A 26,698-nucleotide genomic window follows, 5' to 3' on the forward strand; every position below is an offset into this window, starting at 1 on the left:
GATGGGTCGGGCCAAGAAGGCGGTGCTGGCGTATTCCGGCGGCGTCGACACCAGCGTCTGCATCCCCTACCTGATGAACGAGTGGGGCGTGGAGGAGGTGATCACCTTCGCCGCGGATCTCGGCCAGGGCGATGAACTGGAGCCCATTCGCCAGAAGGCCCTCAATTCCGGAGCCAGCCAGTCGATCGTGGGCGACCTGATCGAGCCCTTCATCACCGAGTTCGCCTTCCCGGCGATCCGGGCCAATGCCCTGTACGAGGGTCGCTATCCCCTCTCCACCGCCCTGGCCCGCCCCCTGATCGCCCGTCGCCTGGTGGAGATCGCTCGGGAGGTGGGAGCGGATGCCGTGGCCCATGGCTGCACCGGCAAGGGCAACGACCAGGTGCGCTTCGATGTGGCCATCGGTGCCCTGGCTCCTGATCTGAAGGTGCTCACCCCGGCCCGGGAGTGGGGCATGAGCCGCGAAGAGACCATCGCCTATGGCGAGCGTTGCGGCATCCCCTCACCCGTGAGCAAGGGATCTCCCTATTCGATCGATCTCAACCTGCTCGGCCGCTCGATCGAGGCCGGTCCGCTGGAGGATCCGATGGTGGAGCCTCCCGAGGAGATCTACGCCATGACCTGCTCGGTGGAAGCGGCTCCGGCAGAGCCGCAGCTGGTGGAGATTGCTTTCGAGCAGGGCAATCCCGTGGCGATCGATGGCGTCCGCCTCGATCCGGTCAGCCTGATCCGCCAGGCCAATGCCCTCGCCGGTGGCCACGGTTTCGGCCGGCTGGACATGATCGAGAACCGGGTGGTGGGCATCAAGAGCCGTGAGATCTACGAGACCCCCGGCCTGCTGCTGCTGATCCGGGCCCACCAGGAACTCGAGAGCCTCACCCTGGCCGCCGATGTGCTGCGCACCAAGCGTCAGCTTGAAATGCAGTGGGCCGATCTGGTGTACCAGGGCCTCTGGTTCGGCCCGCTCAAAGATGCCCTCGACGGCTTCTTCGATCGCACCCAGTCCAGCGTCAATGGGTTGGTGCGGCTGCGGTTGCACAAAGGCAACGCCACGGTGGTGGGCCGCAGCAGCAGCAGCGACAGCCTCTACGTGCCGGATATGGCCACCTACGGCTCCGAAGACCAGTTCGACCACAGAGCCGCAGAGGGCTTCATTTACGTCTGGGGTCTTCCGACCCGTTTGTGGGCAGGCCGCCATCGCTCCGGCGGCTGACCGTCTTGCGGTTCCGCCGGCTCAGACTGAAGGCGTGGCGGACCGCCTGGGGGATGCGGGGCCGTTGCGGCAGCTGGGGCAGTAGCGGTGCGGGCTCTGCTGTCTCAGCGGCACTCGTTGTCCCCGGCCCTTTCCCGGCATCCGATGAGGAAGACGCTGTGGGTCGGCCAGAGCCCACCCGCGCCTGAAATGGTGTCCACTGCAGGGATGGCCGTGGGGCCACCTCTGCGGGATTGGCTGCTGTCGGTCCAGGGAGAGGCGTGGGAGGGGTTGAGGGTGTTGCGTTGGCGGGATCGCCAGTCACCACGGACTCAGCTGGCTGCAGCAGACGCATCTGGGAGCGCAGTCCTTCGTTTTCGCTGAGGAGCCGCTGCTGGTGGGCGAGCAGGGGCTGGAGCCGTTGTTGAAATTTTCGCTCGAAGATCTCCGGCAGTTCCTGCAGAAGCTCCTGCATCGCCTCGAGCTCCGCGCGGGTGCTGGCCAGTTCCCGCTCCAGCATCTGCTGTTGCCAGGCCTGCTGCTGCATCTGCTGCGGGCTGACCGTCTGCTGCCAGGTCGAGAGAGGCCCACCAGCCTGTGGCGGATCGGGCGGCAGATGCGGAGGGTGGGAACGATCCGGCTCCATGGCGCGACCTTACTGGCCTCCTGGGACCATTACAAGACATGGCGAACGGTGGAGCTGTGGCCCTGTCGCCGCCAGCCCATGGAAAAGCCCCGGCCAGAGCCGGGGCTGAAGTTCATCGCGGAGCTGTCGGAAGACAGGCAGGCTTCAGGCGCCGGCGGGTTGTTCCTGAGGCTCGCCAGCGGCACCGGTCGTGCTCCGGGGCGCGGGCATGGGACCATCCTGCTTGACGGTGAGATAGCGGATCACATCTTCCGAGAGGCGCATCGCACGCTCCAGGGGGGCGACCTGCTGTCCGTCACCGTTGTGATTGAGCTGGACGTAGATGCCTTCGCGGTTCTTGGCGATCGAATAGGCCAGACGGCGCTTGCCGCGCATCTGGCAGTCGAGCACCTCGCCACCAGCCTCGGTCACGAGGTCGCGGTATTTGGTCACATGGGTTTCCACCTCCTCTTCCGGAATGTCCGGACGGAGGATGTACATGGTTTCGTAATAAGGCTGCGTCATGGTCGCCTGTCGGGAATCGCCGCGTCGGGCATGGGCTGAAGGGACTTTGGCAAGACCTTCAGCGACGGATTGACCATTCTATCAGCGCACCCTTTCTGGTCCTGGGCGCCGACTCAGTGGAGCTGCATCCGCACCGCCTCGGAGAGGCTGGGGATGTCGGCTTCCTTGCCCCGCAGGCACTGGATCACGGCGAACAGCACCAGAACCAGCGTGCCAAGGAAGATGGTGTTGCTGAGGGTGCGCAGGGCGAAGCCGCCGCCGAGAGGTGCCAGCAACACGTTGAAAGCCAGCGAAATCAGGATCAGCACGATGTCGATCAGGATCGCCTGCAACGCGTTGAAGCGGATCAGGTAAGGCACCTGTGGATTGCGGACCACCGCCAGGAACAGCACCAGAAACAGGAGAAAGCCGCCGAAGGGGATCTGGTTCTGCAACAGCGCCAGAGGAAGCGCCGGCAGGGTGAGCCATTGCAAGGCTGGGAAAAGGCCAAACAGAGCGCGTCCGAAGGGAACGGCATCGGCCCAGGGCAGCGCATAGAGCAGGGCAGCCAGAAGCCGTTGCCAGATCGGTGGGCCTTGCATGGCGGGGGCGGGTCCGGAGGAGGGCTGATGCCCAAGCTACGGGCAGCGTCCGGCCAGGTGGGTCAGGGCGGCCTCGCGCATGGCCTCCACAGGCACTGTTTCGTGGCCACTCCAGAGCCGCAGCGCGGCGGCTCCCTGCTGTACCAACATCTCCAGTCCGTCCAGGGTCCGGCAGCCGCGGGCTGTCGCCTGCTGCAGCAACCGCGTCGGCCGCGGCGTGTAGATCAGGTCGTAGACGGTGGCCCCTGGCCTCAGCACCTCCAGCTCGGCGGCGCTGAGGGGGGAGAGCTCCGTGGCGCCTGCCGCTGCAGAGGCCATGCCGATCGGCGTGGTGTTCACCACCACGTCGGCGGCTTCCAGGGCCTCCAGGGCCGCGGCGCCATCAACACCACTGCCGCCATCGATCCCGGCGCCGCTGGCCCACGCCAGCGGCTGCAGTTGTGGCGCCCAGCCCAGGCAGGTGGCCACGAAGCTGGTCAGGGCCTCGGGGCGGCGTGCCAGCAAGTCGATCCTCTCCAGCCCCAGCTCCACCAGGGCCGCCACCACGGCCCGGGCGCTGCCGCCGCAGCCCAGCACCACGGCGCGGCGTCCTCGCCAGATGTCTGCTCCGTCCTGGCGCAGGGGAGCCAGAAACCCCTCCACATCGGTGTTGGTGCCCAGCCAGCCCCCGCCAGGTTGGCGCACCAGGGTGTTCACGGCCCCCACCCGCTGGGCCAGATCGCTGAGCTCGCTCGCCAGGCCGGCCACGGCCTGCTTGTGGGGCAGGGTCACGTTGAGGCCGCGGCAGTCCATCGCTTCGAGGCCCCGCACCACCTCCCCCAGGTGCTCGGCCGGCGTCGGCAGGGCCAGGTAGACCCAGTCGAGCCCCAGCTCCTTCAGGGCGGCGTTGTGCATCACGGGCGAGAGCGAGTGACGCACCGGATCGCCCAGCACCCCCACCAGGGCGGTGCTGCCGCTGATCGGCTGAGCGAAGCGGGAAATGGAGGCCATGGCGACAGCGCCGGAGGCCCAGACCGTAGGGATTCACAGGGCCCTGTACGGCAGCGGTTCGGGAACCACACCTCGCCTTGGCCAGGCCCCGCTGATGAAGATGCATTCAGTCAGAAATTGATTCTCCACTCAGGAGGTGGGAACCCATGGGAAAGGTTGTTGGTATTGACCTCGGCACGACGAACAGCTGCGTCGCCGTGATGGAGGGCGGAAAGCCCACGGTGATCGCCAACGCTGAAGGGTTCCGCACGACGCCCTCGGTGGTGGCTTACACCAAGAACCAGGATCAGCTGGTCGGTCAGATCGCCAAACGTCAGGCGGTCATGAATCCGGAGAACACTTTCTATTCCGTGAAGCGCTTCATCGGCCGCCGTGTCGATGAAGTCAACGAAGAATCGAAGGAAGTGAGTTATGGCGTCGAGAAGGCCGGCTCCAACGTCAAGGTGAAGTGCCCGGTGCTGAACAAGCAGTTCGCACCTGAGGAAGTGAGTGCCCAGGTGCTGCGCAAGCTGGCGGAAGATGCTGGCAAGTATCTCGGTGAAACGGTCACCCAGGCGGTGATCACCGTGCCCGCCTATTTCAACGACTCGCAGCGACAGGCCACCAAGGACGCCGGCAAGATCGCCGGCCTTGAGGTGCTGCGCATCATCAACGAGCCCACGGCCGCGGCTCTGGCCTATGGCCTCGACAAGAAGAGCAACGAGCGCATCCTCGTGTTCGACCTGGGCGGCGGCACCTTCGATGTGTCGGTGCTGGAGGTGGGTGACGGTGTGTTCGAGGTGCTCTCCACCTCCGGTGATACCCACCTGGGTGGCGACGACTTCGACAAGGTGATCGTCGACTACCTCGCCGACAGCTTCAAGTCGAACGAGGGCATCGACCTGCGTCAGGACAAGCAGGCCCTGCAGCGCCTCACCGAGGCCGCCGAGAAGGCCAAGATCGAGCTCTCCAGCGCCACCCAGAGTGAGATCAACCTGCCGTTCATCACGGCCACCCCTGAAGGTCCCAAGCACCTCGATCTCACCCTCACCCGCGCCAAGTTCGAGGAGCTGGCCAGCAAGCTGATCGACCGCTGCCGCGTGCCGGTGGAGCAGGCCCTCAAGGACGCCAAGCTCTCCTCCTCAGAGCTCGACGAAGTGGTGATGGTGGGCGGCTCCACCCGTATCCCCGCCGTTCTTGAGCTGGTCAAGCGGGTCACCGGAAAAGACCCCAACCAGACCGTCAACCCCGATGAGGTGGTGGCCGTGGGTGCCGCCATCCAGGGCGGTGTGCTCGCCGGTGAGGTGAAGGACATCCTGCTGCTGGACGTCACGCCGCTCTCGCTGGGTGTGGAGACCCTCGGTGGCGTGATGACCAAGATGATCACCCGCAACACCACCATCCCCACCAAGAAGTCGGAGACCTACTCCACCGCCGTGGATGGGCAGACCAACGTGGAGATCCACGTGCTGCAGGGGGAGCGCGAGATGGCCAGCGACAACAAGTCGCTCGGCACCTTCCGCCTCGATGGCATCCCCCCCGCTCCCCGCGGCGTGCCCCAGATCGAAGTCACCTTCGACATCGACGCCAACGGCATCCTCAGCGTCACCGCCAAGGACAAGGGCAGCGGCAAAGAGCAGAGCATCTCGATCACCGGCGCCTCCACCCTCAGTGATAACGAGGTGGAGAAGATGGTCAAGGACGCCGAAGCGAACGCCTCCGCCGACAAGGAGAAGCGCGAGCGCATCGACCTCAAGAACCAGGCCGAAACCCTGGTTTACCAGTCCGAGAAGCAACTCGGTGAGCTGGGCGACAAGGTGAGTGCCGACGACAAGGCCAAGGTGGAGGGATTCTCCAAGACGCTCAAGGAAGCGATCGAAAAGGAGGATTACGACACCATGAAGAGCACCCTCGAGCAGCTCCAGCAGGCCCTCTACGCCGCCGGTGCCTCTGTGTACCAGCAGGCGGGCGCTGAAGCAGGCGCCGAGGCCCCCGGTGGCAACGGGGCGTCCGGTTCCAACGGAGCCTCCGCCGCCACCAGCGACGATGTGATCGACGCCGAATTCACCGAGAGCAAGTGAGCCTGCGGGCGGCCCTGCCGCTCCGATTCCGATCTGCTCCCTGATTCAGCCCCCCACTTGGGGGGCTTTTTGCTGGCTGGTGGTCAGGCCCCAGCCGCCGGCAGCGCTGCTGGCTCCAGCTGCTGGGCGACCCATTCGGCGGTGGCCGGCGCCAGCAGCACGCCGTTGCGGTAGTGGCCGCTCACCAGCAGCAGGCCGTCTGCGAGGGCTTCCAGCAGGGGTGCCGGCTTGCCCTGGGGACGGCAACGGCACCCCTGCCAGCTGTGCAGGAGCTGTGCCTGTTGCAGCCACGGGGGTGCCTCCCCTTCCAGGCTGCGCAACCGCTCCAGGGCCAGCGGATCGGCCCGCTCTCCCGGCTCCAGGGTGGCGCCCAGCCAGAAGCGCCGACCACCGGCCAGATCGGGCCGGGGCACCAGGTTGAGGCCGCGCCACACCACCGCTCCCGGCCAGCTCCACAGGGCTTCATCGTTCGCGTCTGGGCCCCGTTCCAGCTCCAGGGCCTGGCCCAGCACCGGCTCGAGCGGCGGGATTGCAGCAGCCCCCGCGAGCTCTGGCACCTGGCGCAGCAGCCCCGCCGATCCCAGGCCGGCGGCGATCACCACCCAGTCGGCCCGGTGGTGGTCGCCGCCGGCGAGCACGGCGCTCCAGCCCCCGTTCACCAGTTGCTCCAGGCGCAGCACCCGGTCGGCCAGTCCTTGCACTCCTTGCCGCAGACCATCCCCCAGCAGGGCCCCCAGGGCGGCGATCGGATCGATCTGGCCATCGCGGGGGGAGTACAGCCCGCCCAGGGCGGCGGCGGGCACCAACGGATCCAGCCGCTCCAGCTGCGGCCGCTCCCACCACTCCAGCGGCACCCCTCGCTTTTGCCGCTCCAGCACCAGCCGCTGCTGGCGCTCCTGGGTCTCGGCATCACCGGCCAGCACCAGCAGGCCCGGACGGCGTGGCACAGGCCAGCCAGCCTCCGCCAGCTGCCGGCACCAAAGGTCCCAGAGGATGCGGCTGCGCTGCCGCAGGCGCCAGCCCCGGCCACTGCTGCGCTGTGCGACATCGGCCATCAGCAGCCCCAGGGCCGCGCGGCTGCCACTGCGAACCGCTGGGTCAGGCTTGCCGACCTCACTCCCCTTGGGCCCAGCCAGGGCGGGATCGATCAGAACGACGGCATGGCCCTGCTGCTGCAGCCACCAGGCGGTGGATGCACCAACAAGGCCCGCCCCGATGACGATCACGTCAGCGCGGCGGGCCCCGCAGGTGCTGGCCTGGTGCAAGCGGGTCAGGCCTGCTCGGCGGCGTCGAGAGCTGGGGCAGGAATCACTTCGGCATAGGAGCCGAAGCCGCTGGCCACCTGGATGTACGACTTGCGCAGCCGCTCGCCGTCCTGGAGGCGGGCGGCCTCATCGAGCTGGGCCAGGGCGCTCTTGAGCTGGTCGGCGCGCTTGCCGGCTTCGGCCCGGTCGGCGGGCAGCAGGCGCTGGTTGATGTAGAGCATCTCGCGGCCCACTTCCTGCATGGGTCCGTGGATCAGGTTGCGGGTGAAGACCCAGTCGCGCTGGTTGACCAGATTGGCCAGCTCAGGCAAGCGATCCTTGGCGGCGAGGAAGCCCTCGGCCTGACGGGTGATCAGGGCCATGTCCGCCGGGCTGATGCTGGGGGCCTTGCGGCTCTGGCCGCCATCGCAGGCCGCCAGCGACACCGAAAGCACCAGGGCCACGCCGATCATCACGAGGCGGCGCAGCAGGTCGAAGACACCCGTTCTGGAGGCAGTGCTGGCAGCAACCATGGGAATTCGCCGACCGGGCGTTCAATGCGGCGTGATTTTACCCGTGGCCCCTGTCGGCGGAGATCGGCGTTCCGCTCGGCACAATTGCGGTTCCGCCCTTCGCGCCGGCATGAGCTCCCCCACGGCCATCCTCCAGGTCATCTGTCCGGACCGTCCGGCCCTGGTGAGCGAGCTCTCCGGCTGGGTGGCCGCCAACGGCGGCAACATCCGCCACGCCGATCACCACACCGATGCCGGTGCCGGCCTGTTCCTCAGCCGGATCGAGTGGGCGCTGGACGGTTTCGGGCTGCCGCGGCAAGCGATCACGCCCGCGGTGCTGGCCCTGGCCGAGCGGCTGGGGGGGGAGGGGCAGGTGCACTTCTCCGATGAAACGCCCCGTGTGGCGATCTTCGTGAGCAAGCAGGACCATGCCCTGGTGGATCTGCTCTGGCGCACCCGGGCCGGCGAGCTGCCGATGCTGGTGCCGCTGGTGGTGTCGAACCATCCGGATCTGCGGCAGGTGGCCGAAGGCTTCGGGGTTCAGTTCGTCCATCTGCCGATGACGGCGGAGACCAAGGCCGAGGTGGAGGTTCAGCAACTGGCGCTGCTGGAGCAGCACGGCATTGAGCTGGTGGTGCTGGCCAAGTACATGCAGGTGCTCAGCCCGGCCTGGCTCGAGGGGTTCATGGGCGGGGGACGCTCCGGGGCAACGGTCCAGCGGCAGGTGATCAACATCCACCACTCCTTTCTGCCGGCCTTCAAGGGGGCGCAGCCCTATCACCGTGCCTGGGAGCGGGGCGTGAAGCTGATCGGCGCCACCGCCCACTACGTTACCGAGGATCTCGACGGCGGCCCGATCATTGAGCAGGCCACCGTGCACGTCAGCCACCGCGACGATGTGGACGATCTGATCCGCAAGGGGCGCGACACCGAGCGGCTCGCCCTGGCGCGGGCGCTGCGCCTGCATCTGCGCCGTCAGGTGATGGTCTATCGCGGCCGCACGGCCGTGTTCGATTGATGGCAACTGATCTGAGGCCGTTGGCCGCGATTCGCCTGGCCGCGCTCGATGCGCACCTGCTCCGTCATCGACCCGCTGACGCGTCACCCCTGGGTTGGCGATGTTTCCAGCTGGGTCTGTTTCTGTTGGCCAGCAGTGCCTTCCTGGGGGGATTGCTGCTGTTCGTGGCCCTGATCCAGGGGAGCCGTGGTCGCTCCTCGCCCTGGCAGGACGGGAGCAATCGGGTGCTGCTGCTGATCGCCCTGCTGATGGTGGCCGGCTGCTTCGGGGCCCGCAGTGGTGCCCTGGCCTGGGTGGGACTGGGCAACTGGTTGCCGTTCTTCTGGGCGTTCTGGGGTTATCAGCCCTATCTGGCCACGCCGGCGGCCCGGCGGCGGGTGGCCCTGTGGCTGGTGGCCGGCACCGTGCCCGTGGTGATCACCGGCCTGGGCCAGCTCTGGTTTGGCTGGAGCGGCCCGTTTCAGGTGTTGGGTGGTCTGATCATCTGGCACCTCAAGGCAGGCGGCAGCCCGGAAGATCGTCTGGCCGGCCTGTTCGACTACGCCAACATCGCCGGCTCCTGGCTGGCCCTGGCCTGGCCTCTGCAACTGGCGGCGCTGCTCGAGACCTGGCAGCGCTGGCGCCAGGGGCTGCGGGATCCCGCTGGTGGCGGCGTGCCATCCCGGTCTGCCGGCATCCTGCTGGCTCTGGCCCTGCTGATGGCGGCAGGTGTGGTGGCGGCCGTCTACCTCACCGATTCCCGCAACGCCTGGGGTGCTCTGGTCTTGGCGGTGCCGCTGGTGGTGGGGCCGGCCAGCTGGCTGTGGCTGCTGCCCCTGCTGACCCTGCTGGTGCTGGTGGTGGGGTTGGCCAGCGTGCCCGGGGTGCCCGACGTGGTGCAGGAGCCCCTGCGCCACCTGGTGCCCGAATCGATCTGGGGCCGACTCAGCGATCTGGAGCACAGCGGCGATCGGGTGCAGGCCTCCACCCGGCTGGCCCAGTGGGGTGTGGCCCTGGAGTTGATCGGCGAACGCCCCTGGCTCGGCTGGGGCGCGGCGGCCTTCAGCCTGATCTATCCACTGCGCACGGGCCAGTGGCATGGCCATCCCCACAATCTGCCGATCGATCTGGCCGTGAGCCACGGGCTGCCAGTGGCGGTGCTGCTGGTGGGCTTCGTGCTCTGGCTGATGCTGCGTGCCGCCTGGCGCGGCATGGCCGCGTCCAGCCTGTTCGAGCGGGCCTGGTGGACGGCGACCCTGGTGCTGGTGGCCCTGCATGCCACGGATATGCCCTTCTATGACAGCCGCATCAATGTGGCCGGCTGGGTGCTGCTGGCCGGGCTGTCCCAGGTGGGCCGCCCGCCGGCGTCCCACTGAGACCTGGTCGGAGCGGGTTCAGGCGATGGCCTCCTGCCTGGGCAGTGCGTCCTGCCGGTGCCGCTGCAGGGTGGCTTCAGGCAGGGGACCTTGCAGATGCACCCAGGGCAGCACCCGGCCCGGTTCCCATTCGGCGTGCACCACCTCCTCCCAGGCCGGTGGCCGTGGCAGCGGCGAACCAGCAGCCGGCTCCAGTTCGCCTGCCTGCGCCGCCCGGTAGGCCTTCTTCCAGCCCCCCAGGCTGTCGTGACTGCCGCGGGCGGCGGCGATCACCGGCGCGAGCCGCCGGTCGCTGCGCGACAGCAGGGCCTGGATCACGCTCCAGCCATAGCTTTCCGGCCGCAGCTCGATCCCCTTGGGCTTGAGCCGCTTGGCCAGCAGCTTGAGCCGTTTCTCGGCCTCCGGCCGCACGCCCTGCCACTGGAACGGGGTGTGGGCCTTGGGCACGAAGGTGCTCACCCCCAGGGTCAGCCGCAGCCCCGGGGTCGCCTTTTTCAGCGCCAGCATCAGGGCGGCGGTGGCCTCCACATCGGCCTCCTCCTCGCTGGGCAGGCCCACCATGCCGTAGAGCTTCAGGCCGCTCAGGCCACCCTCTCGGGCGTAGCGAGCCGCGGCGTCGATCTCCTCGGTGGAAAGTTTCTTGTTGACCACCTCCCGCATCCGCTCGCTGCCGCTCTCGATCGCGATCGTCAGCGACTTGCTGCCCCGCTTCGCCAGGATGCGCCCCAGCTCGGCGGTCACCGTGGCGGCCCGCACCGAGCTGACGCTCACCCGGGTGCCCTCAAAGCGGTCCTGATCCAGCCACTGCAGCAGCTCCGGGAACTGGGGATGCTGCGTCACCGAAGCCCCCAGCAGCCCCAGGCGCTTCGTCACCGCCAGACCCTTCTCCACCGCCGGGATCAGGCCGTCGTCCAGCGATGGCGTGCGGAAGGGCAGGGTGAGGTAACTGGCCAGACAGAAGCGGCAGAGTTCGGGGCAGCTGCGCACCACCTCCACCATGTGGATGTCGGGCCAGGCGGCCTCCGGGGTGATCACCGTGGAGTGGCTGAGGGTGTTGCCCCGCCAGGTCTGCTTGGCCACCGTGGACGGCACGCCCGCCTCGATCGGCTCCACCGCCAGCAGCTCACCGCCGGCTGCATAGCGGGGGACATAGAGGCTGGGCACGTAGATCCCCGGCACCTGGGCCAGGGCCCGCAGCCGCTCCGCCCGGGGTCGATCCCGATGCTGCTGCACGGCATCGATGAAGGCCGGCAGGAGCTCCTCGCCATCGCCGAGCAGCACCACATCGAAGAAGGGCGCCAGCGGCTCCGGGTTGGCAGTGAGCACCGGTCCGCCGCCGAACACGATCGGATCACTCTCGCCGCGCTGCTCGGCCCAGAGAGGGATGCGTTGCTGCTCCAGCAGATCCAGCAGCACCGGCCCGTCCAGCTCCCAGCTCAACGACAGGCCGAACAGGTCGCCATGGCGGTGGGGTGGGTCACTGCGATCCGTGAACAGGCGCCGCACATCCACGTCCGGGCGCCGCGCCAGGGTCGCCCAGACCACCTGGTAGCCCAGGCTGGTGATCCCCACGGAGTAGGTGCTGGGGAAGGCCAGCACGGCCCGCAGGGCACCGGCGACGGGCTGGGCGGGCTCGAACAGCAGGGTTTCCTGGTTCAGGGGGAGGGGCATGCCAATCGATCAGTCTCACGGATCCCTGGTGCCGGTTGCTTGGCCTGGCTAGAGCGGGGGCTGCTGAGCGGGTGTCTGTCATGCCGAAACTGCAGGTGATCTCACCGTTTGAGTACAACCCCACCCAGAATCAGGCCAATGTCACGTTTCTGCGCCACCGGCCCGGGTTCCGTTGGTCTTGTCTACGAGGGTCCCCTCGACCCGGTGCAACGCGATGGTGTGAGTGGTTCCGGCACCTGGTACACGATCGAGGTTCCCGAGACTGGGCCCTTCACCAATGTCAATGGCACCAGCGTGTATGGCCCCGACAACCTCGGTGGTGGTCTGGTCGATCTGGTGGGGGCTTACACGCGCAATGTCAGCGGCGGGTCGGCCTCGGGGGAGGATCCCAACACCGTGGGCTTTCTCTATACCGGTGCCATTGATGGCTCCACCAGTTCCGGCTACCGCAGCTTTCAGGGTCAGACCTGCAGCGGTGAAGCAGCTCCTACACCTTTGTCCACAGCGTGGATGGGGGGTTGGCCGTGGGCAACTGCGACATCGCTTCCGCCGATTCCCTGACGGGTTACAGCCTTGTCTCCACCGCCTTTCTTGTGGATCTGGACAGCGGCCGGCAGATCAACATCCGCTTCCCCGACTTGGGTCTGGATATCACCCATACGGCCTATGGCATCTGGGAGAATGGAGATGGCTCCTACACCATTGCTCGACTGATAATGGTAAGTACCGCCTGCCTGCCGCCTCCGTGGTGACGGTCAAACGCAAGTCCTCCGAGGCTTTCAAAGCCAAAGCCCGCTGGCGCGATCTGGACGTGGTGAAGAGCGATTCCTGCGTTCCCAGTGTGCTCACCACCGCTAACTCCCAGTATGGCGATGTGACCGTGGGTTTTGCCAATTATCCCAATCCTGACGGCACTCTCGCTGCTGCCGACTTCGTTGCCCAGCCCTTGATTCTCTGAGCCTGCTCAGCGACACGACAGCGCCTGTCTGCCTGGATTTACTCAGCCCGTCAACAGGCGCCTTTGCGCTGATGATGAACTTGCGATAATGGAGGATTCGAGTCTCTCCTTGGCCGGGCTCAATGCTGAGGTAACGCAGTCAGTCGTGCTTTGTTTACGGAAGTCAGAAGGGTTGCAGGTGCGCCTGGATAGCTTGCATGGAGATGGCCAAAGTCGGTATGGTGAGCATGTTGCGCTTGGCGCTGGATTTCGCGCAGGCAACACCTTCTTGGTAATGCAGTCGATGGAGAATGCTTGCAAGACAGTGGAACTCCATCGTCTGGCGAATTGAGTTGCGAGGGTGCCGCTGGAGGCCCTTTTTCTGACGTTGATGATCTGGCAGTCAGACGCGCCTGTATCGAGGCAGAAGCCGCGCATCTGGGAGTGAAGTTTCGCTGCAATCGTGATGACGGAGGCTCGTAGGATGATGGCATTGTTGCCGGCATCCATCAGGGAAAAATCCTTGAGGTTGGATCCTGTCGCGTCATCACTGAACATCAGGCCGGCTCATGAAGTCCATCAACGCTCGCGCCAGAGGGCCCGGCCGGACTGGATATTCCCAGCCACGATCAGGTCGACGAATTGCTCGGCTCAGCGATTGAGTGGTGAGCCGCCGCTGTCCCTTTTCCGTTGGCGTCGAAGGCCCGCAGCAGCTCGATCTGGCGTTCGTAGATCGATTGTCCATGCAGGACCTGGGTCACCAGGAAGCTGGCCAGGCAGGCCACCAGGATCGGCTTGAGGATCAGCAGGTCTTTGGTGAGGGCGAAGGCGAGGAACACGGCGGTGATCGGCGTGCGGGAGCAGCCCGCCACAAAGGCCCCCATGCCCGCGAACACGAAGGTGGTGGGCACGTGGCCGGTGAGGTGCTCGGCCAGGCCCCCGCAGGCCAGGCCGATGGTGGCCCCCAGGGTGAGCATCGGCGCGAACAGGCCCCCGGGAGCTCCGGACGCTGCGGAAAGACCCGTGCTGAAGAACAGCAGGACGAAGATCCCCAGCGCCGTGCCGATTTCCACATGGCCCTCAGCCACGGCCTGCTGCAGGCCGGCATTGTTGCGGAATTCCGGCGGCAGGCAGGCATACACCAGGCCGAGGAGAACCCCGGCGATCACCATGCGGCTCACCAGATGCGGGGCGAACCAGCGGTGGCTCAGCCACTGCATGCGGATCACGTAGCGGCAGTAGAGCTCTGCCAGCAGACCCACCACGATCCCGAGCGCGATCAGGTAGAGCAGATCCACGGGCAGGAACCGGAGCATGGGGGTGAATTCCCTGTCCAGCAGGAAGCCCTTGACGTTCAGACCGCTGGACTGAAGACCCAGGGCCGTCAGTCCCATCACATCGGCCCAGGTGTCGGCCAGGAAGGTGGTGACCAGCACCAGCAGGAGCACCACCGGCCGGGCACCGCGCAGCAGTTCTTCCACGGCGTAGAAGAAGCCGCCGATCGGAGCGTGAAACACGGCCGCGATGCCCGCCCCGCCGCCGGCGGCCACGATCACCCTCAGGAAGGCCGCAGGGGCCCGCAGCACCTTGGCCAGCCGCCAGGCCACCGATCCCCCCATCTGTACCGAGGGTCCTTCGGGACCGAGCGGAAAGCCCGAGCCGATGGCCAGGATCCCCGCCACCAGCTTCACCATTGCCACGCGGAAGCCCATCGGCATGGGACGTCCCTTGAGGAAGACCATCACCTGGGTGATCCCCGATCCCGCGGCCGTGGGGGCCAGCTCCCGGATCAGCAGCGCCGAGACCAGACTCCCCAGCCCGCCCATCAGGGGCAGCACCAGGGCGGCGGGAGCCATCTCCAGCAGCCTCAGTCGCCAGGTGCCCAGCCAGCCCACGCCGGTCTTGAACAGCAGGGCGGCGGCGGCGGCACTGAAGCCGGTGAGCAGCAACGCCAGGGCCACAGCCCACCAGCGCTCCTCGATGAGCCTGCGGATGCTCCGGGTGGATTGCCAGCTGTCCCTGTCGAAGTGGAAGGCCCTCAGCCGCAGGGACCGCAGGGCCTCGATGGGTGGAATCAAACTCCTGCCAGCACCTTCGCCTCCTCCTCGCTGCTCACCACGCGGCCCTGGTCCTCGAAGCCCTCGATCTGATCGAAGTTGAGGTAGCGGTAGAGCGTGGCGCCGTTGGGGTCGATCTTCTCGGCGGCGATCGCCAGGTAGTCCTCCTTGGTGGGGATGCGGCCCAGCTGGGCGCACACCGCCGCCAGTTCGGCGCTGCCCAGGTACACCTGCGCACCGTTGCCGAGGCGGTTGTTGAAGTTGCGGGTGCTGGTGGAGAACACGGTGGTGTCGTCTTCCACCCGGGCCTGGTTGCCCATGCACAGCGAGCAGCCCGGCATCTCCATGCGGCTACCGGCCGCCTCGAAGATCGCGTAGTAGCCCTCCTGCCTGAGCATCTCCTCGTCCATGCGGGTGGGGGGGCAGACCCAGAGGCGGGCGGCATTGGCGCCCTGGCCCTCCAGCACCGTGGCGGCGGCCCGGTAGTGGCCGATGTTGGTCATGCAGGAGCCGATGAACACCTCATCGATCGGCGCGCCCGCCACCTCCGAGAGCGTCTTGACGTTGTCGGGGTCGTTGGGGCAGGCCAGGATCGGTTCGGTGATCGCATCGAGGTCGATTTCGATCACGGCGGCGTACTCCGCATCGGCATCGGCCTCCATCAGCACCGGCTTGGCCAGCCAGGCCTCCATCGCCTGGATCCGGCGGGCCAGGGTGCGGGCATCGCCGTAGCCGCGGGCGATCATGTTCTTCAGCAGAGCCACGTTGCTGCGCAGGTATTCGCTCACCGTTTCCACGCTGAGCTTGATGGTGCTGCCGGCGCAGGAACGTTCGGCGGTCGCATCCGTCAGTTCAAAAGCCTGCTCCAGCTTGAGATCGGGCAGGCCCTCGATCTCCATGATCCGGCCGTTGAACACGTTCTTCTTGCCCTCCTTGGCCACCGTGAGCAGCCCCTGCTGGATCGCCACGTAGGGAATCGCGTTCACCACATCGCGCAGGGTCACGCCCGGCTGCAGGGAACCTGAAAATCTCACCAGCACCGATTCGGGCATGTCGAGCGGCATGGCGCCGATGGCGGCGGCGAAGGCCACCAGGCCCGAGCCGGCCGGGAAGGAGATGCCCAGGGGGAAGCGGGTGTGGCTGTCGCCGCCGGTGCCCACGGTGTCGGGCAGCAGCATGCGGTTGAGCCAGCTGTGGATGATGCCGTCGCCGGGTCGCAGCGCCACGCCGCCGCGGGAGGCCATGAAGTCGGGCAGTTCGGCGTGGGTCCTGAGGTCCACCGGCTTGGGATAGGCGGCGGTGTGGCAGAAGCTCTGCATCACCAGATCCGCCGAGAAGCCGAGGCAGGCCAGCTCCTTCATCTCGTCGCGGGTCATGGGCCCGGTGGTGTCCTGGGAGCCCACGGTGGTCATCAGCGGCTCGCAGCTGGTGCCCGGCCGCACGCCCGCCAGGCCACAGGCCTTGCCCACCATCTTCTGGGCCAGGGTGAAGCCCTTGCCGGTGTCGGCCGGGGCCACCGGGCGGATGAACAGATCCGAGGCGGGCAGGCCCAGCTGGGCGCGCACCTTGTCGGTCAGGGAGCGGCCGATCATCAGGGGGATGCGGCCGCCGGCCCGCACCTCGTCGGTGATCGTGCTGGGCTTGAGCTCGAAGCGGGCCACGATCTCGCCGGCGTTGGCTTCACCGGCCGCCCGCTCGATCGTGCCGGCATAGGGGCGGATCGTGATCACATCGCCGGAGTTGAGGGCGGTCACGTCGCACTCGATCGGCAGGGCGCCGGAGTCTTCAGCCGTGTTGAAGAAGATCGGCGCGATCTTGCCCCCCAGCACCACGCCGCCGCTGCGCTTGTTGGGCACATGGGGGATGTCGGTGCCGGTGTGCCAGAGCACCGAGTTGATGGCGGATTTGCGGGAGCTGCCGGTGCCCACCACATCGCCCACGTAGGCCACCGGGTGGCCCTTGGTCTTGAGCTCGGCGATCAGCTCCAGGCCGCCGGGCATGCGGGTCTCCAGCATCGCCATGGCGTGCAGGGGGATGTCCGGCCGGGTGGTGGCGTGGGTGGCGGGGGAGAGGTCGTCGGTGTTGGTTTCGCCTTCCACCTTGAACACCGTCACGGTGATCTCGGCCGGCAGCTCGGGCTTGGCGGTGAACCACTCGGCGGCGGCCCAGCTGTCGATCACCCGCCTGGCGTAGGGGTTGCGCTCGGCCAGCTCGAAAACGTCGTGGTAGGCGTCGTAGACCAGCAGGGTGCGGCTGAGGCCCTCGGCCGCTGTCTCGGCGATGGTGCTGTCGTCGCTGCTGAGCAGTTCGATCAGGGCGCCCACGTTGTAGCCGCCGATCATGGTGGCCAGCAGCTGCACGGCTTCCACCGGGCTCACCAGGGGGCTGCTGACGCTGCCCTGGGCCACGCCGCTCAGCCAGCCGGCCTTCACGTAGGCCGCCTCATCCACCCCCGGCGGGATGCGCTCGCTGAGCAGGTGCAGCAGAAAGGCCTCCTCCCCGGCCGGCGGTGCCGCCAGCAGCTCGGTGAGGGCCTGGGTCTCGGCGGCGTTCAGGGGCAGGGGCGGCACCCCCAGGGCCTGCCGTTCCGCCGCGGCGGCGCGGTAGCTGCTGAGGACACTGGCCGGATCGGGGGAGGAGCTGGCAGGGCTCGAGCTGGCAACGGTCATCCCAGGGGTTTCGGCTTCTGCCCTCCATTGTTCTTGCCAGCCCGGCCGGCTGTTGGTGGCGACCGTTGCCAAAGGTTCACTCCGAACGGCCCGCGGAAGCCGATGACTAGGGTGAAGTCCGTTCCGCGGCGCCAGACGAGCAGCCCAGGGTTCATGACAGCCACCTCCGATCTGCACGTGGTGGAGACCCGGCCCCTCGTTCCACCGGCACTGCTGCACCGGGATCTCCCGATCACGGAGACCTCTTCCGCCACGGTGCAGCAGGCCCGCGAGCGCATCAAGGCGATCCTGCGCGGCGACGATGCCCGCATGCTGGTGATCGTGGGTCCGTGCTCGGTGCACGATGTGGTCGCGGCCCAGGAGTACGCCGCGGCGATTCAGGAGCTGCGCCAGCGCCACCGCGGCGAGCTGGAGGTGGTGATGCGGGTCTATTTCGAGAAGCCCCGCACCACCGTGGGCTGGAAGGGGTTGATCAACGATCCCCATCTCGACGGCAGCTACGACATCAACACCGGCCTGCGCCGCGCCCGCACCCTGCTGCTCCACCTCGCTGAGATGGGACTGCCGGCCGCCACCGAGCTGCTCGATCCGGTGGTGCCCCAGTACATCGCTGACCTGATCAGCTGGACCGCCATCGGCGCCCGCACCACCGAAAGCCAGACCCACCGGGAGATGGCCTCGGGACTGTCGATGCCGATCGGCTTCAAGAACGGCACCGATGGCAGTGCCACCACCGCCATCCATGCCATGCAGGCGGCGGCGCGGCCGCACCATTTCCTGGGCATCAACAGCGAGGGGCAGGCCTCGATCGTGACCACCACCGGTAATCCCGATGGTCATCTGGTGCTGCGCGGCGGCAAGACCGGCACCAACTACCACCGCGAAGCGATTGAGGCGGCCTCCCTCTCCCTGGAGAAGGAGAACCTGCCGGCCCGGCTGATGGTGGATTGCAGCCACGGCAATTCCAACAAGGACTACCGCCGTCAGGGCGAGGTGCTGGAGCAGGTGGCCGAGCAGCTGCGCCAGGGCTCCCGGCGGGTGATGGGCGTGATGCTGGAAAGTCATCTGGTGGCGGGCAGTCAGAAGATCCCCAAGGACCTCAGCCAGCTCGCCTACGGCCAGAGCATCACCGATGCCTGCATCGATCTGGCTACCACGCGGCAGTTGCTCGACCATCTCGCCGCTGCGGTGCGCCAGGCCTGTGATCGGCAGCTGGCGGCGGCATGACGACCTGAATCCTGCTAATTGGCACTCAAGGATTGCGAGTGCCAAAGTATGATGATTCCATCGAAATGTTCCTTGTGGACATGCGATCTCTTGGATCTCGGTACGTTTGGACTCCTCGTGTGATTCAGGAGTTCCGTGATGAGCTATCTCCTGCAGTTCTGTGGCCTGACCGACCCTCTCCAGCTCTTCTATCTGGAGCAGACGGCAGGGCCGGCCTTCGGGGGCTTCCGCCCCTTCCAGCTCGACGACCTGCTCGCCTGGGCCGTGGACACCGCCCGTGGCCGCTGCTGGGATCCGGCGCTGATCGAGCGCACCGTGCTGGATGAGTGGATCGAGCGGGCTGATGTGATCCGCCAGTGGCAGCTGCGGCTGCGGGAGGAGCCGGCGGATCGGATGGTGGTTGCCGGACTGGGCACGCAGCGCGACTGGGAATGCCGCTGTGAGCACTTGCTGCAGGCCTGAGGGCTCGGCGGCTACAGGCTGGCTCCGGGGTAGCAGAGGCTCCAGAGCCAGCCCACGGCCAGGGGCACCGTGAGGTTGTCGAGGCCGAGCAGGGCCGCCTGCTCCAGCAGGCAGGCCACCAGGGCGATGCCGATGGGGACCAGCCAGGTCGTGGCGCCGCCGACGGCCGGGCTGGGCACTGCCGAGAAGGCCTGCAGCAACAGCAGCACGCTGAGGCTGGCGGCGGCCATGGCGCTGGTGCCCGCCACGGATTTGCGCTGGCCCCAGAGACGCCAGCTGGGCGAGGCGACCGAGACACCCACCAGGCCCGCCAGGCCATCCCCCCAGGCCATCACCAGCACGCCCGCTGCCACGGCAGCGGCCTGATCCGGCCAGTACAGCCACAGCAGCAGGGTGACAGCGGCTCCGTAGGCCACGGTGCCGTAACTGGCGCGGCCCACGTCTTCGATGGCGGGCAGCACCCGCAGGCGGTGATTGAGAGCGGCCAGGGCGGTGATCAGCCCAGCCAGGCCGATGGCAATGTTGCGGTCGATCCCCAGCCACCAGGCCAGCAGGATCACCGGACCGCAGCCCACATGCACGACCTTGCGGCGCCACTCACGTTGCTCAGGCCAGCGCTTCGCCATGGCCGTGGCGGCTCCTGCCAGCAGGCCGAGCCAGAGGGCCAGGACGCCGATGCCGACCAGCTGGCTCAGGGCCCAGTTGTCCACCGGAAGGGTCGTGCTCAGGCAGCCTGCTGTCCGTAGGTGGTGCGGTTGCTCATCAGCCGCAGCTTCATGATCGCCTTGGTTTCAAGCTGCCGCACCCGCTCGCGGGAGACGTTGATCTGGCGGCCGATCTCGGCGAGGGTCTGGGGTTCGGTGCCCTCCAGACCAAACCGCATCTGCAGGATGCGGCGCTCGCGTTCGTTCAGCTGGGCCAGCCAGGTGCCGAGGTGCTCCTTCTGGAACAGGCGGTCCATCGATTCGATGTGCGCCCCGCTGGCCGGATCGGCGATCAGTTCCCCCAGGGTGCTGCGGTCTTCGTCGCCACGGGCGTGGGCGTCGAGGGAGGCGCAGGGGGCGCTCTGCGAGACGAGGTCTTCGAGTTCGTTCGGAGGGATGCCCATGGCATGGGCCAGCTCCAGCCGGTTGGGCTGACGGCCGAGCCGGTGGGAGAGCTCGCGTGAGATCCGCCGCATCTTCGAGAGTTTCTCGCTGACGTGGATCGGCAACCGGATCGTGCGGGCGCTGTTGTCAATCGCGCGGGTCATGCCCTGGCGGATCCACCAGTAGGCATAGGTGGAGAATTTGTAGCCCATGGCGGGGTCGAATTTGTCGACGGCCCGCTCCAGTCCGATCGCGCCTTCCTGGACCAGGTCGAGCAGCTCCAACCCCTGGTTCTGATATTTCTTCGCCACGCTCACCACCAGGCGCAGGTTGGCGGCCATCATCCGGTCTCTCGCCCGCTGGCCCATGCGGATCTGGCGGCGCTGCTGGGTCGTGAGGGTGTCAGCAGGCAGCTCCAGCAGACGCTTGCCCTGTTGCACGTGATGGGCCAGCTCAATTTCTTCAGCCGGTGTGAGCAGTGGCACACGGCCGATCGTGCTCAGGTACCAGCCGATCGTGTCGGCGCTGATGCGGCCGACAGCCTGCTTGGCAGCACTGGCGGATTTGCTTGGTGTGCGGCGCCCGCTGACGTTCTCGGTGTTGGCGATTACGTCATGAGCGGAACGCTGAGGCGTACTCATCACCCCGGCCTCCGTGAGTTGGTGGCCGGAATGTAGCAGCGTTATTGCTGGGATGAGGAATGTAAACGAAAGACATCCTGTAAGCAAGACAACGACAGGGTGGTGCTTGTGTAACGGATGTTGCTGTTTCGCTTCAACGTGCAGAGCTGAGGCCGCCGCGCCAGAGCCGGATCAGAGTCTCCTGGGTCTGGAGACCATCCCCTTCCGGCTGCAACTGCTCAAAGCTGCCATCGCTGCGCATGTGCCAGGCGCCCGTGTCGCCCAGATAGAGCTCCAGCAGATCCTCCAGCTGCCCGCGCAGCCGAGCGTCTTCCACCGGCGCCACCGCTTCGACCCGTCGATCCAGGTTGCGGGGCATCCAGTCGGCGCTGCCGAAGTACATCTCAGGGTTGCCGCCATTGGCAAACCAGAACAGGCGCGAGTGTTCGAGAAAACGACCGATCACGCTCACCACCTGGATGTGGTCGCTGATGCCCTCAACGCCGGGCCTGAGGCAGCACATGCCGCGGATCACCAGCTCGATTTTCACGCCCGCCTGGGAGGCCTCGTAGAGCAGGGCAATGATCGCCGGGTCGACCAGGGCATTCATCTTGGCCCGGATGTGACCCCCCTGGCCCGCCTTGGCGCTGTCGATCTCGCGACGGATCAGCGCTTCCATGCCCTTGCGCAGGGTGACCGGGGCCACCAGCAGTTTGCGGAAACTCTGTTGTTTCGAGAAGCCGGTGAGGTAATTGAACAGCTCCACCAGGTCCTGGCCGAAATCGGTGTGGGAGGTCAGCAGTCCCACGTCGGTGTAGAGGCTGGAGGTGCGGGAGTTGTAGTTGCCGGTGCCGATATGCACATAACTGCGCAGAATCTGCTTCTCCTTGCGCACCACCAGCAGGATCTTGGTGTGTGTCTTCAGACCGAGCACCCCGTACACCACATGCACGCCGGAGCGTTCCAGCCGCCGGGCCCACTGGATGTTGTTGTCTTCATCGAAGCGGGCCTTGAGTTCCACCAGGGCCATCACCTGCTTGCCGTTCTCTGCCGCCCGGATCAGGGCGGCCACCACCGCCGAATCCTTTGACGTGCGATAGAGCGTCATCTTGATCGCCAGCACCGACGGGTCGTCGGCGGCCTGGTTGAGGAACTCCTCGACCGAGGTGGCGAACAGGTCATAGGGATGGTGCAGCAGCACATCGCCCTGGCGAATCGTCGCGAAGATGCTCTGGAAGTCCTCCTCCTTCAGCGAGCCGTCGTCCAGATGGCTGCGCTGCGCCCGCGCCAGCGCCGGCACGGTGCGGCCCTGGAAGGGCTTGTCTTTCAGCTGGGGCAAGGGGATCGCCAGCAGGCTCATCAGGTCATCGAGGCCGAGTGGACCGTTGACGCGGTAGAGGTCCTGCGCCTCCACGTTCATCCCTTCCATGAGCACGTGGATCACGTCATCGGGCATTTCGTCGGCCACCTCAAGCCGCACCACCTCGCCGCCCTTGCGCCGCTTGCGCAGGCCCTCCTGCAGGGCCTCCATCAGGTCGTCGGCCTCAAGGTCGCGCAGCTCCAGGTCAGCGTCGCGGGTGACCCGGAAGAAGTAGTGCCCCTCGATCGTCATGCCCGGGAACAGCAGTTGCAGGTTGAAGGCCACCACCTGCTCCAGCGGCACCGCGGTGAACACCGGCTTGGGCCGCTTGCCGCTCAGATCGCTGGGGATCTCCACGAAGCGGGGCAGGATCTTCTGGGGAACCTTGACCCGGGCGAACTGCTGCTGGCCCGTGTCTGGGTCGCGCACCAGGGCCGCCACGTTGAGGCTGAGGTTGCTCACGAACGGGAAGGGATGGGCCGGATCCACCGCCAGGGGGGTGAGAACCGGGAAGATGGCGGTCTGAAAGGTGTGATCCACCCACTGCCGCTGGCGGTTGCTGAGGTTGGCGTAATCGATCAGATGGACGCCGTACTCGGTCAGCTGGTTCTTGAGCGAATGACGGTAGTGCTGCTGCTGCAGATCCAGCAGGGGGCGGAGTTTGGCCTGAATCGCCTCCAGCTGCTGCAGGGGTGTGCGGCCATCGTCGCTGAGGCTGGTGACTCCGGCTTCGAGTTGCGACTTCAGCGATGCCACCCGCACCATGAAGAACTCATCGAGGTTGTTGCTGAAGATGGCGCTGAACTTGGCCTGCTCCAGCAGCGGGTTGTGTTCGTTCAGCGCCTGGGCCAGAACGCGCCGGTTGAAATCGATCCAGCTCAGCTCGCGGTTGATGTAGAGCTCGGCAGCGACGGCGGGCTCGCCCATGGTGTTCTGCTGTCGGCGGTGCTGACACGATGCACGCTGCCGGTTCCTCCCCGGCAACGTAGCAATCTCACTCCGTTGCTCCGGGTGATGGGGTTGCTTGACCGGGCAGCCCCCCGGCCACCAGCAGGGCCACCCCCACCATCAACACGGTGCCGAACCAGAAGGGGCTCTGCTGCCCCACGGTTTCGTAGGCCAGGCCCGCCAGCGGCGGCCCCACGAAGCCGGTGAGGCTCTGCAGGCCCTGGAGGCTGCCGAGGGCGGCTCCCTGACCGCCCTCATCGAGCCGGCGGGACACGAGGCTGCGCAGGCTGGGGGTGACCAGTCCGGTGCCGGTGGCCAGGATCGCCAGGGCGATGAACACCTGGGGCTGGGCGTTGCCGGCGGTGGCCAGCAGGATCAGCAGGAACCCCACGATCACGAAGCCGATGCCCGCCAGGGTGAGGCGCCATTCACCGAAGCGCTGCACCAGCGGTCCGATCAGGCCGCCCTGCACCAGGGTGGCCACCACGCCCACCACCAGGAAGGCCAGCGCCGAGGTGGTGGGTCCCCAGCCGTAGGCCTGCTTGAAATACAGCACCAGCACGGCCGTGAAGCCGTTGAAGGCGAGGAAGAACAGGAAGAAGGCCGCACTCAGGCGTCGCACCTGCGGGTTGGCCAGCACCCGCGCCAGCTGGGCGAAGGGTTGCAGGTCGCGCTTGCGCGGCAGGGGTGAACGGGCCTCTGGCGGATGGGTTTCGGGCAGCAGCAGGATCACCATCGTGAGGTTCACCGCCGCGATCAGGGCCGCCAGCAGCAGCGGCACCGTGATGCCGAAGGTTGCCAGGGCCCCGCCCAGGGCCGGCCCCAGGATGAAGCCGAGCCCGAAGGCCACCCCGATCAGCCCGAAGGCCTTGGCCCGTTGTTCCGGTGCCGAGATGTCCGCCAGCACCGCAGCGGCGGTGGCGGCGGTGCCGCCGCTCACCCCGTCGATCAGCCGCGCCGCGAACAACAGGGCCAGGGGCCAGCCAGCCGCCGCGGCTCCGGGCCAGAGGCGCTCCCATGGCAGGGCAAGGGTGACGGCGAACAGAAGCAGCCCCACCAGGGAGCCGGCCACACACACGCAGATCACCGGCCGGCGGCCATAGCGGTCGCTCAGGGCGCCGATCAGGGGCGTGAAGCTGAACTGTGCCAGGGCATAGCTGCCCGCCAGCAGCCCCAGGACGCGGCCATCGTTGCTGAAGCCGGCCAGCAGGTAGGGCAGCAGCGGAAACACGATGCTCTCCCCCATCCGGTCGTTCAACAGGGTGAGAAAGGTGGCCAGCAGGGTGGAAGGTCGCGTCCAGCGCACGGTGAGAGCCGGAATGCAGGAGTCCCTCACCCTCCCATGCGGGCGGAACCGCTTGTGAGGGTGGGGATCAGCCAGTTGCCAGGGGCTGTCTTGGGGCCGCCGGCGTGCCTGGGGTTGTGCAGGAGACGCCATGGAGGAGTTTTCTCCCGCAAGCGGTGATTCCTTATCGTTGACCCTTTGGATTCAGGTGCTTTTGCGGGAAGGCTCCCAGCCGGACAAGCATCGGCAGGCGTTGAGAGAGAAATGCGTTGGTAAAAGATGAAATGCGTTGTAACTTAATGGTGGGCTCATTGATTGGCTGTTTGTCTGAGTCTAAGAGATGAACGCCTAGCTCCTCCAGTCCCATCAGCACGCAGGCACTGTGAATATCTCCTTCCAGTCCCTCAACGTAGGCCCTGTAGATTAATGAGTCAATCAAGGAAAATTGAGTTCCAAGGCCAGCATCTGGCAGAATAATATAATAATAGGGTCTGCCAGAATGTAGCAGTTGAATAATTTCTTTGTTGCATCTTTGACCGACTGGAAAGGTGTTCTTTGCCAAATCTCTTCGGCTGATTGCAATCCAGCTACAATCCAGAAAAAGTGCAAGAATTAGCTGAAGATCGATGATTGAGTAGCCAGTTGCGGTTTGAAGATGTTCAATTGTGCAAGGTCCGGCATTGATTTCAGCAGCTACTGGTCCATAAATCTCCGGATCGCCCAATACTTGCCCAAAAGATGTATTGAAAGCGAATGGAGATTCAGCCTCTGCCTGAGTGTCGTCACGCGCCTGAGGACCAGTTGGCATCTGCTCAAGAGGTGTTACAAGCAAACGAGAAAAACGATCCTCGGCTTCTGACCGCGTCAGGCGATTAAACCCTTTGACAAATAGATCACGACGGAAGGATTTGTTAGTGGCCAGATCAATCAGTGTTTGCCGAATGAATGGATTGCTCTCCTTGAATATAGTGTCTTGGAGTGAGGGGGCCAGGAGTTGTTCGAAGCAATCTGGCAGTGTGGCTGAGCCCAAAAAGGCCAGTTTGTGATCGAGACAACTCTGATGAATATCCGATACGTAGTTCGGGCCCCAACCTTCATTCGCATATTCTCCACAGAGATAGTCAGGCTGATTAAGGTCAATCCAGCCCAAGTCATTGCGAAGTGAAGGATAGTTACTTCCTAAGGGTGTGGGAGTACTCTCAGTGCCCAGCAGTGCATTGAGGCTGTCAATCGTTCGCTGGAAAGGTTCCTTGATACTGTTCTTTTCCGACCGTCCTCGCTCTAACCAATAGAGTTTTTGGAAGGCTGTGCGAGAAAGCCAGCCAGGAAAGGTGTTGTATGAACAGTAAAAAATCCCACCGGGCTGGAGACAAGCTGATGCGATTGAAAGCAGAGAATCTCGAACAGCATCTACTACCCAGGAAATAATGCCGTGAGCTGCGACATACTGAAATCCTTCATTTGGCTTCAGGTTGATAAATAATGCCGATGGATCGGCCTTAAGCTCAAGAAAGTCTGCTTCTAGAAAAAGGATGTTGCTCAATCCTAAGCGAAAAGCCAACTTTGTTGCGTGGGCAATATGAGAAGGATTAAAATCAACGCCAAGAAAGTTGGCCTCGGGATAGGATGCTGCCAACAAGCAAAGACCAAACCCCATGCCACAGCCTAACTCAAGATAGTTGAATGGATCTCCTTCTTTCTCTCGGGGAGGAATGTGACCTTGGATTAAGGCGACAAGATCCAGCCATATCGGAGCCATTTCCCGATAGTAACCACAGGTGTAGATCGAATCAGAATAGTAGCCTCGATTCCACGAAGTCATGCTCTATTGATAGACGCTAGAGCCTGTGCTAAATGTCATGTTTTCTGGAGCTGATGAAGCGCTGGGATATTGCGTCGTTGAGTTTGGCACGTTAAGGCGAACTGCAATGTCTACTGACCGACAATCGGCGGCCACGGTGGGGGTGAATGTGTTAACACTATCAAGAACGACTGCATTCGTCTGATCATTTCCTGACACCGAGTCAAGACGGCCTGTCGCAAGAATACGAGGACCATTTCTAAGCAGCTGAGTGCCATTGAGGCGATAGGAGATGACTCTCAGATTGGCGGCAGCATAGGGATCATTATTTGCCGATGTAGCTAGGGACTCCTGAAAAATCCAGATCCATTGCGCCGCAGCTGGTCTCAAGCATGAGAAACCGCTAAAGTAGCCGTGAATCAGGCAATCCGTGATTGCCTTTACTCCTGATCGCTCCATATGTACCGGAGG

At 65.6% G+C, this 26,698-nt stretch carries 24 protein-coding genes; 9 read left to right on the forward strand and 15 right to left on the reverse strand.

The window, feature by feature from the left end:
• Position 1 precedes the first annotated feature (1 nt).
• A complete protein-coding gene (locus VB716_RS05955) occupies positions 2 to 1,213 on the forward strand; it encodes an argininosuccinate synthase (protein ID WP_322757920.1) in 1,212 nt (403 codons plus the stop codon).
• On the opposite strand, the gene VB716_RS05960 is transcribed toward VB716_RS05955, so the two are convergent.
• The 4 genes from VB716_RS05960 to VB716_RS05975 form a co-directional block, all read right to left on the reverse strand.
• Positions 1,152 to 1,838, reverse strand: coding sequence for a hypothetical protein (locus VB716_RS05960; RefSeq protein ID WP_197171315.1), 687 nt, complete (start codon positions 1,836 to 1,838; stop codon positions 1,152 to 1,154). The genes VB716_RS05955 and VB716_RS05960 overlap by 62 nt on opposite strands.
• A gap of 144 nt (positions 1,839 to 1,982) precedes the next feature.
• Positions 1,983 to 2,342: a 30S ribosomal protein S6 gene (gene rpsF, locus VB716_RS05965; protein ID WP_197157793.1), complete on the reverse strand. Its 360-nt coding sequence runs from the start codon at positions 2,340 to 2,342 to the stop codon at positions 1,983 to 1,985.
• A 113-nt stretch (positions 2,343 to 2,455) separates the two neighbouring features.
• Positions 2,456 to 2,923 carry a Tic20 family protein gene (locus tag VB716_RS05970; protein WP_197171317.1) on the reverse strand — a complete coding sequence of 156 codons (468 nt, stop codon included), beginning with the start codon at positions 2,921 to 2,923 and terminating at the stop codon, positions 2,456 to 2,458.
• 36 nt (positions 2,924 to 2,959) lie between these two features.
• Complete coding sequence (locus VB716_RS05975) at positions 2,960 to 3,913, reverse strand: shikimate dehydrogenase (RefSeq protein ID WP_322757919.1); 954 nt, start codon at positions 3,911 to 3,913, stop codon at positions 2,960 to 2,962.
• 146 nt (positions 3,914 to 4,059) lie between these two features.
• Here VB716_RS05975 and dnaK point away from each other — a divergent pair, with 146 nt between their 5' ends.
• Positions 4,060 to 5,973: a molecular chaperone DnaK gene (gene dnaK / locus VB716_RS05980; RefSeq protein ID WP_323269992.1), complete on the forward strand. Its 1,914-nt coding sequence runs from the start codon at positions 4,060 to 4,062 to the stop codon at positions 5,971 to 5,973.
• Positions 5,974 to 6,056: 83 nt separating this feature from the next.
• Here dnaK and VB716_RS05985 read toward each other — a convergent pair whose 3' ends face one another.
• Positions 6,057 to 7,238, reverse strand: coding sequence for an FAD-dependent oxidoreductase (locus VB716_RS05985; RefSeq protein WP_323269993.1), 1,182 nt, complete (start codon positions 7,236 to 7,238; stop codon positions 6,057 to 6,059).
• Between the two features lie 5 nt (positions 7,239 to 7,243).
• Positions 7,244 to 7,750, reverse strand: a complete 507-nt coding sequence (psbQ, locus tag VB716_RS05990; protein ID WP_197157768.1) for a photosystem II protein PsbQ — start codon at positions 7,748 to 7,750, stop codon at positions 7,244 to 7,246.
• Positions 7,751 to 7,859: 109 nt separating this feature from the next.
• Between psbQ and purU the strand changes: the two genes are divergently transcribed.
• Both purU and VB716_RS06000 read left to right on the forward strand, forming a co-directional pair.
• Entirely contained in the window at positions 7,860 to 8,747 is an 888-nt protein-coding gene (gene purU, locus VB716_RS05995) for a formyltetrahydrofolate deformylase (protein ID WP_323269994.1), read from the forward strand.
• Positions 8,747 to 10,102: an O-antigen ligase family protein gene (locus VB716_RS06000; protein WP_323269995.1), complete on the forward strand. Its 1,356-nt coding sequence runs from the start codon at positions 8,747 to 8,749 to the stop codon at positions 10,100 to 10,102. The genes purU and VB716_RS06000 overlap by 1 nt, the downstream gene beginning before the upstream one ends.
• A gap of 18 nt (positions 10,103 to 10,120) precedes the next feature.
• Here the strand turns inward: VB716_RS06000 and VB716_RS06005 are convergent, their stop codons facing one another.
• Positions 10,121 to 11,773: a radical SAM protein gene (locus tag VB716_RS06005; protein ID WP_323269996.1), complete on the reverse strand. Its 1,653-nt coding sequence runs from the start codon at positions 11,771 to 11,773 to the stop codon at positions 10,121 to 10,123.
• A 138-nt stretch (positions 11,774 to 11,911) separates the two neighbouring features.
• On the opposite strand from VB716_RS06005, the gene VB716_RS06010 reads away from it, so the two are divergent.
• Genes VB716_RS06010 through VB716_RS06020 form a run of 3 tightly spaced genes read left to right on the forward strand, consistent with a single transcriptional unit; the run spans position 11,912 to position 12,731 of the window.
• Positions 11,912 to 12,334 (forward strand): hypothetical protein, encoded by a 423-nt coding sequence (locus VB716_RS06010; RefSeq protein ID WP_322757914.1) that lies wholly within the window; start codon positions 11,912 to 11,914, stop codon positions 12,332 to 12,334.
• Positions 12,298 to 12,525 carry a hypothetical protein gene (locus VB716_RS06015; RefSeq protein WP_322757913.1) on the forward strand — a complete coding sequence of 76 codons (228 nt, stop codon included), beginning with the start codon at positions 12,298 to 12,300 and terminating at the stop codon, positions 12,523 to 12,525. The genes VB716_RS06010 and VB716_RS06015 overlap by 37 nt, the downstream gene beginning before the upstream one ends.
• A complete protein-coding gene (locus VB716_RS06020) occupies positions 12,519 to 12,731 on the forward strand; it encodes a hypothetical protein (protein ID WP_197171331.1) in 213 nt (70 codons plus the stop codon). Before VB716_RS06015 ends, VB716_RS06020 begins: the two co-directional genes overlap by 7 nt.
• Before the next feature lie 608 nt (positions 12,732 to 13,339).
• Here the strand turns inward: VB716_RS06020 and VB716_RS06025 are convergent.
• Complete coding sequence (locus VB716_RS06025; RefSeq protein ID WP_197172031.1) at positions 13,340 to 14,758, reverse strand: ClC family H(+)/Cl(-) exchange transporter; 1,419 nt, start codon at positions 14,756 to 14,758, stop codon at positions 13,340 to 13,342.
• Between the two features lie 26 nt (positions 14,759 to 14,784).
• A complete protein-coding gene (acnB, locus tag VB716_RS06030) occupies positions 14,785 to 17,436 on the reverse strand; it encodes a bifunctional aconitate hydratase 2/2-methylisocitrate dehydratase (RefSeq protein ID WP_323269997.1) in 2,652 nt (883 codons plus the stop codon).
• Positions 17,437 to 17,589: 153 nt separating this feature from the next.
• Here acnB and VB716_RS06035 point away from each other — a divergent pair, with 153 nt between their 5' ends.
• Positions 17,590 to 18,663, forward strand: coding sequence for a 3-deoxy-7-phosphoheptulonate synthase (locus VB716_RS06035; RefSeq protein WP_323269998.1), 1,074 nt, complete (start codon positions 17,590 to 17,592; stop codon positions 18,661 to 18,663).
• A gap of 138 nt (positions 18,664 to 18,801) precedes the next feature.
• Entirely contained in the window at positions 18,802 to 19,125 is a 324-nt protein-coding gene (locus tag VB716_RS06040; RefSeq protein WP_197157750.1) for a hypothetical protein, read from the forward strand.
• An 11-nt stretch (positions 19,126 to 19,136) separates the two neighbouring features.
• On the opposite strand, the gene VB716_RS06045 is transcribed toward VB716_RS06040, so the two are convergent.
• The 6 genes from VB716_RS06045 to VB716_RS06070 all read right to left on the reverse strand — a co-directional run.
• On the reverse strand, positions 19,137 to 19,835 hold the full coding sequence (locus tag VB716_RS06045; protein WP_231598125.1) for a diacylglycerol/polyprenol kinase family protein: 699 nt from the start codon (positions 19,833 to 19,835) through the stop codon (positions 19,137 to 19,139).
• 14 nt (positions 19,836 to 19,849) lie between these two features.
• A complete protein-coding gene (locus tag VB716_RS06050; RefSeq protein WP_322757908.1) occupies positions 19,850 to 20,854 on the reverse strand; it encodes a sigma-70 family RNA polymerase sigma factor in 1,005 nt (334 codons plus the stop codon).
• Between the two features lie 133 nt (positions 20,855 to 20,987).
• Entirely contained in the window at positions 20,988 to 23,177 is a 2,190-nt protein-coding gene (ppk1, locus tag VB716_RS06055) for a polyphosphate kinase 1 (RefSeq protein ID WP_323269999.1), read from the reverse strand.
• Positions 23,178 to 23,187: 10 nt separating this feature from the next.
• Positions 23,188 to 24,447 carry an MFS transporter gene (locus tag VB716_RS06060; protein ID WP_416238087.1) on the reverse strand — a complete coding sequence of 420 codons (1,260 nt, stop codon included), beginning with the start codon at positions 24,445 to 24,447 and terminating at the stop codon, positions 23,188 to 23,190.
• Between the two features lie 163 nt (positions 24,448 to 24,610).
• Positions 24,611 to 26,248, reverse strand: coding sequence for a class I SAM-dependent methyltransferase (locus VB716_RS06065; RefSeq protein WP_323270001.1), 1,638 nt, complete (start codon positions 26,246 to 26,248; stop codon positions 24,611 to 24,613).
• Between the two features lie 3 nt (positions 26,249 to 26,251).
• Positions 26,252 to 26,698, reverse strand: a 447-nt coding sequence (locus VB716_RS06070) for a hypothetical protein (RefSeq protein WP_323270002.1), incomplete at its 5' end; no start/stop codon positions are given.

This window comes from Synechococcus sp. CCY9201 (assembly GCF_034931105.1).
In the GTDB taxonomy this organism is placed as follows: domain Bacteria; phylum Cyanobacteriota; class Cyanobacteriia; order PCC-6307; family Cyanobiaceae; genus CBW1002.

Excerpts from the sequence above, each read along its gene's own strand:
- VB716_RS05955 (WP_322757920.1), top strand. The coding sequence starts at position 2 with ATGGGTCGGGCCAAGAAGGCGGTGCTGGCGTATTCCGGCGGCGTCGAC.
- VB716_RS05960 (WP_197171315.1), bottom strand. The coding sequence starts at position 1,838 with ATGGAGCCGGATCGTTCCCACCCTCCGCATCTGCCGCCCGATCCGCCA.
- rpsF (WP_197157793.1), bottom strand. The coding sequence starts at position 2,342 with ATGACGCAGCCTTATTACGAAACCATGTACATCCTCCGTCCGGACATT.
- VB716_RS05970 (WP_197171317.1), bottom strand. The coding sequence starts at position 2,923 with ATGCAAGGCCCACCGATCTGGCAACGGCTTCTGGCTGCCCTGCTCTAT.
- VB716_RS05975 (WP_322757919.1), bottom strand. The coding sequence starts at position 3,913 with ATGGCCTCCATTTCCCGCTTCGCTCAGCCGATCAGCGGCAGCACCGCC.
- dnaK (WP_323269992.1), top strand. The coding sequence starts at position 4,060 with ATGGGAAAGGTTGTTGGTATTGACCTCGGCACGACGAACAGCTGCGTC.
- psbQ (WP_197157768.1), bottom strand. The coding sequence starts at position 7,750 with ATGGTTGCTGCCAGCACTGCCTCCAGAACGGGTGTCTTCGACCTGCTG.
- purU (WP_323269994.1), top strand. The coding sequence starts at position 7,860 with ATGAGCTCCCCCACGGCCATCCTCCAGGTCATCTGTCCGGACCGTCCG.
- VB716_RS06000 (WP_323269995.1), top strand. The coding sequence starts at position 8,747 with ATGGCAACTGATCTGAGGCCGTTGGCCGCGATTCGCCTGGCCGCGCTC.
- VB716_RS06005 (WP_323269996.1), bottom strand. The coding sequence starts at position 11,773 with ATGCCCCTCCCCCTGAACCAGGAAACCCTGCTGTTCGAGCCCGCCCAG.
- VB716_RS06010 (WP_322757914.1), top strand. The coding sequence starts at position 11,912 with ATGTCACGTTTCTGCGCCACCGGCCCGGGTTCCGTTGGTCTTGTCTAC.
- acnB (WP_323269997.1), bottom strand. The coding sequence starts at position 17,436 with ATGACCGTTGCCAGCTCGAGCCCTGCCAGCTCCTCCCCCGATCCGGCC.
- VB716_RS06035 (WP_323269998.1), top strand. The coding sequence starts at position 17,590 with ATGACAGCCACCTCCGATCTGCACGTGGTGGAGACCCGGCCCCTCGTT.
- VB716_RS06040 (WP_197157750.1), top strand. The coding sequence starts at position 18,802 with ATGAGCTATCTCCTGCAGTTCTGTGGCCTGACCGACCCTCTCCAGCTC.
- VB716_RS06050 (WP_322757908.1), bottom strand. The coding sequence starts at position 20,854 with ATGAGTACGCCTCAGCGTTCCGCTCATGACGTAATCGCCAACACCGAG.
- VB716_RS06065 (WP_323270001.1), bottom strand. The coding sequence starts at position 26,248 with ATGACTTCGTGGAATCGAGGCTACTATTCTGATTCGATCTACACCTGT.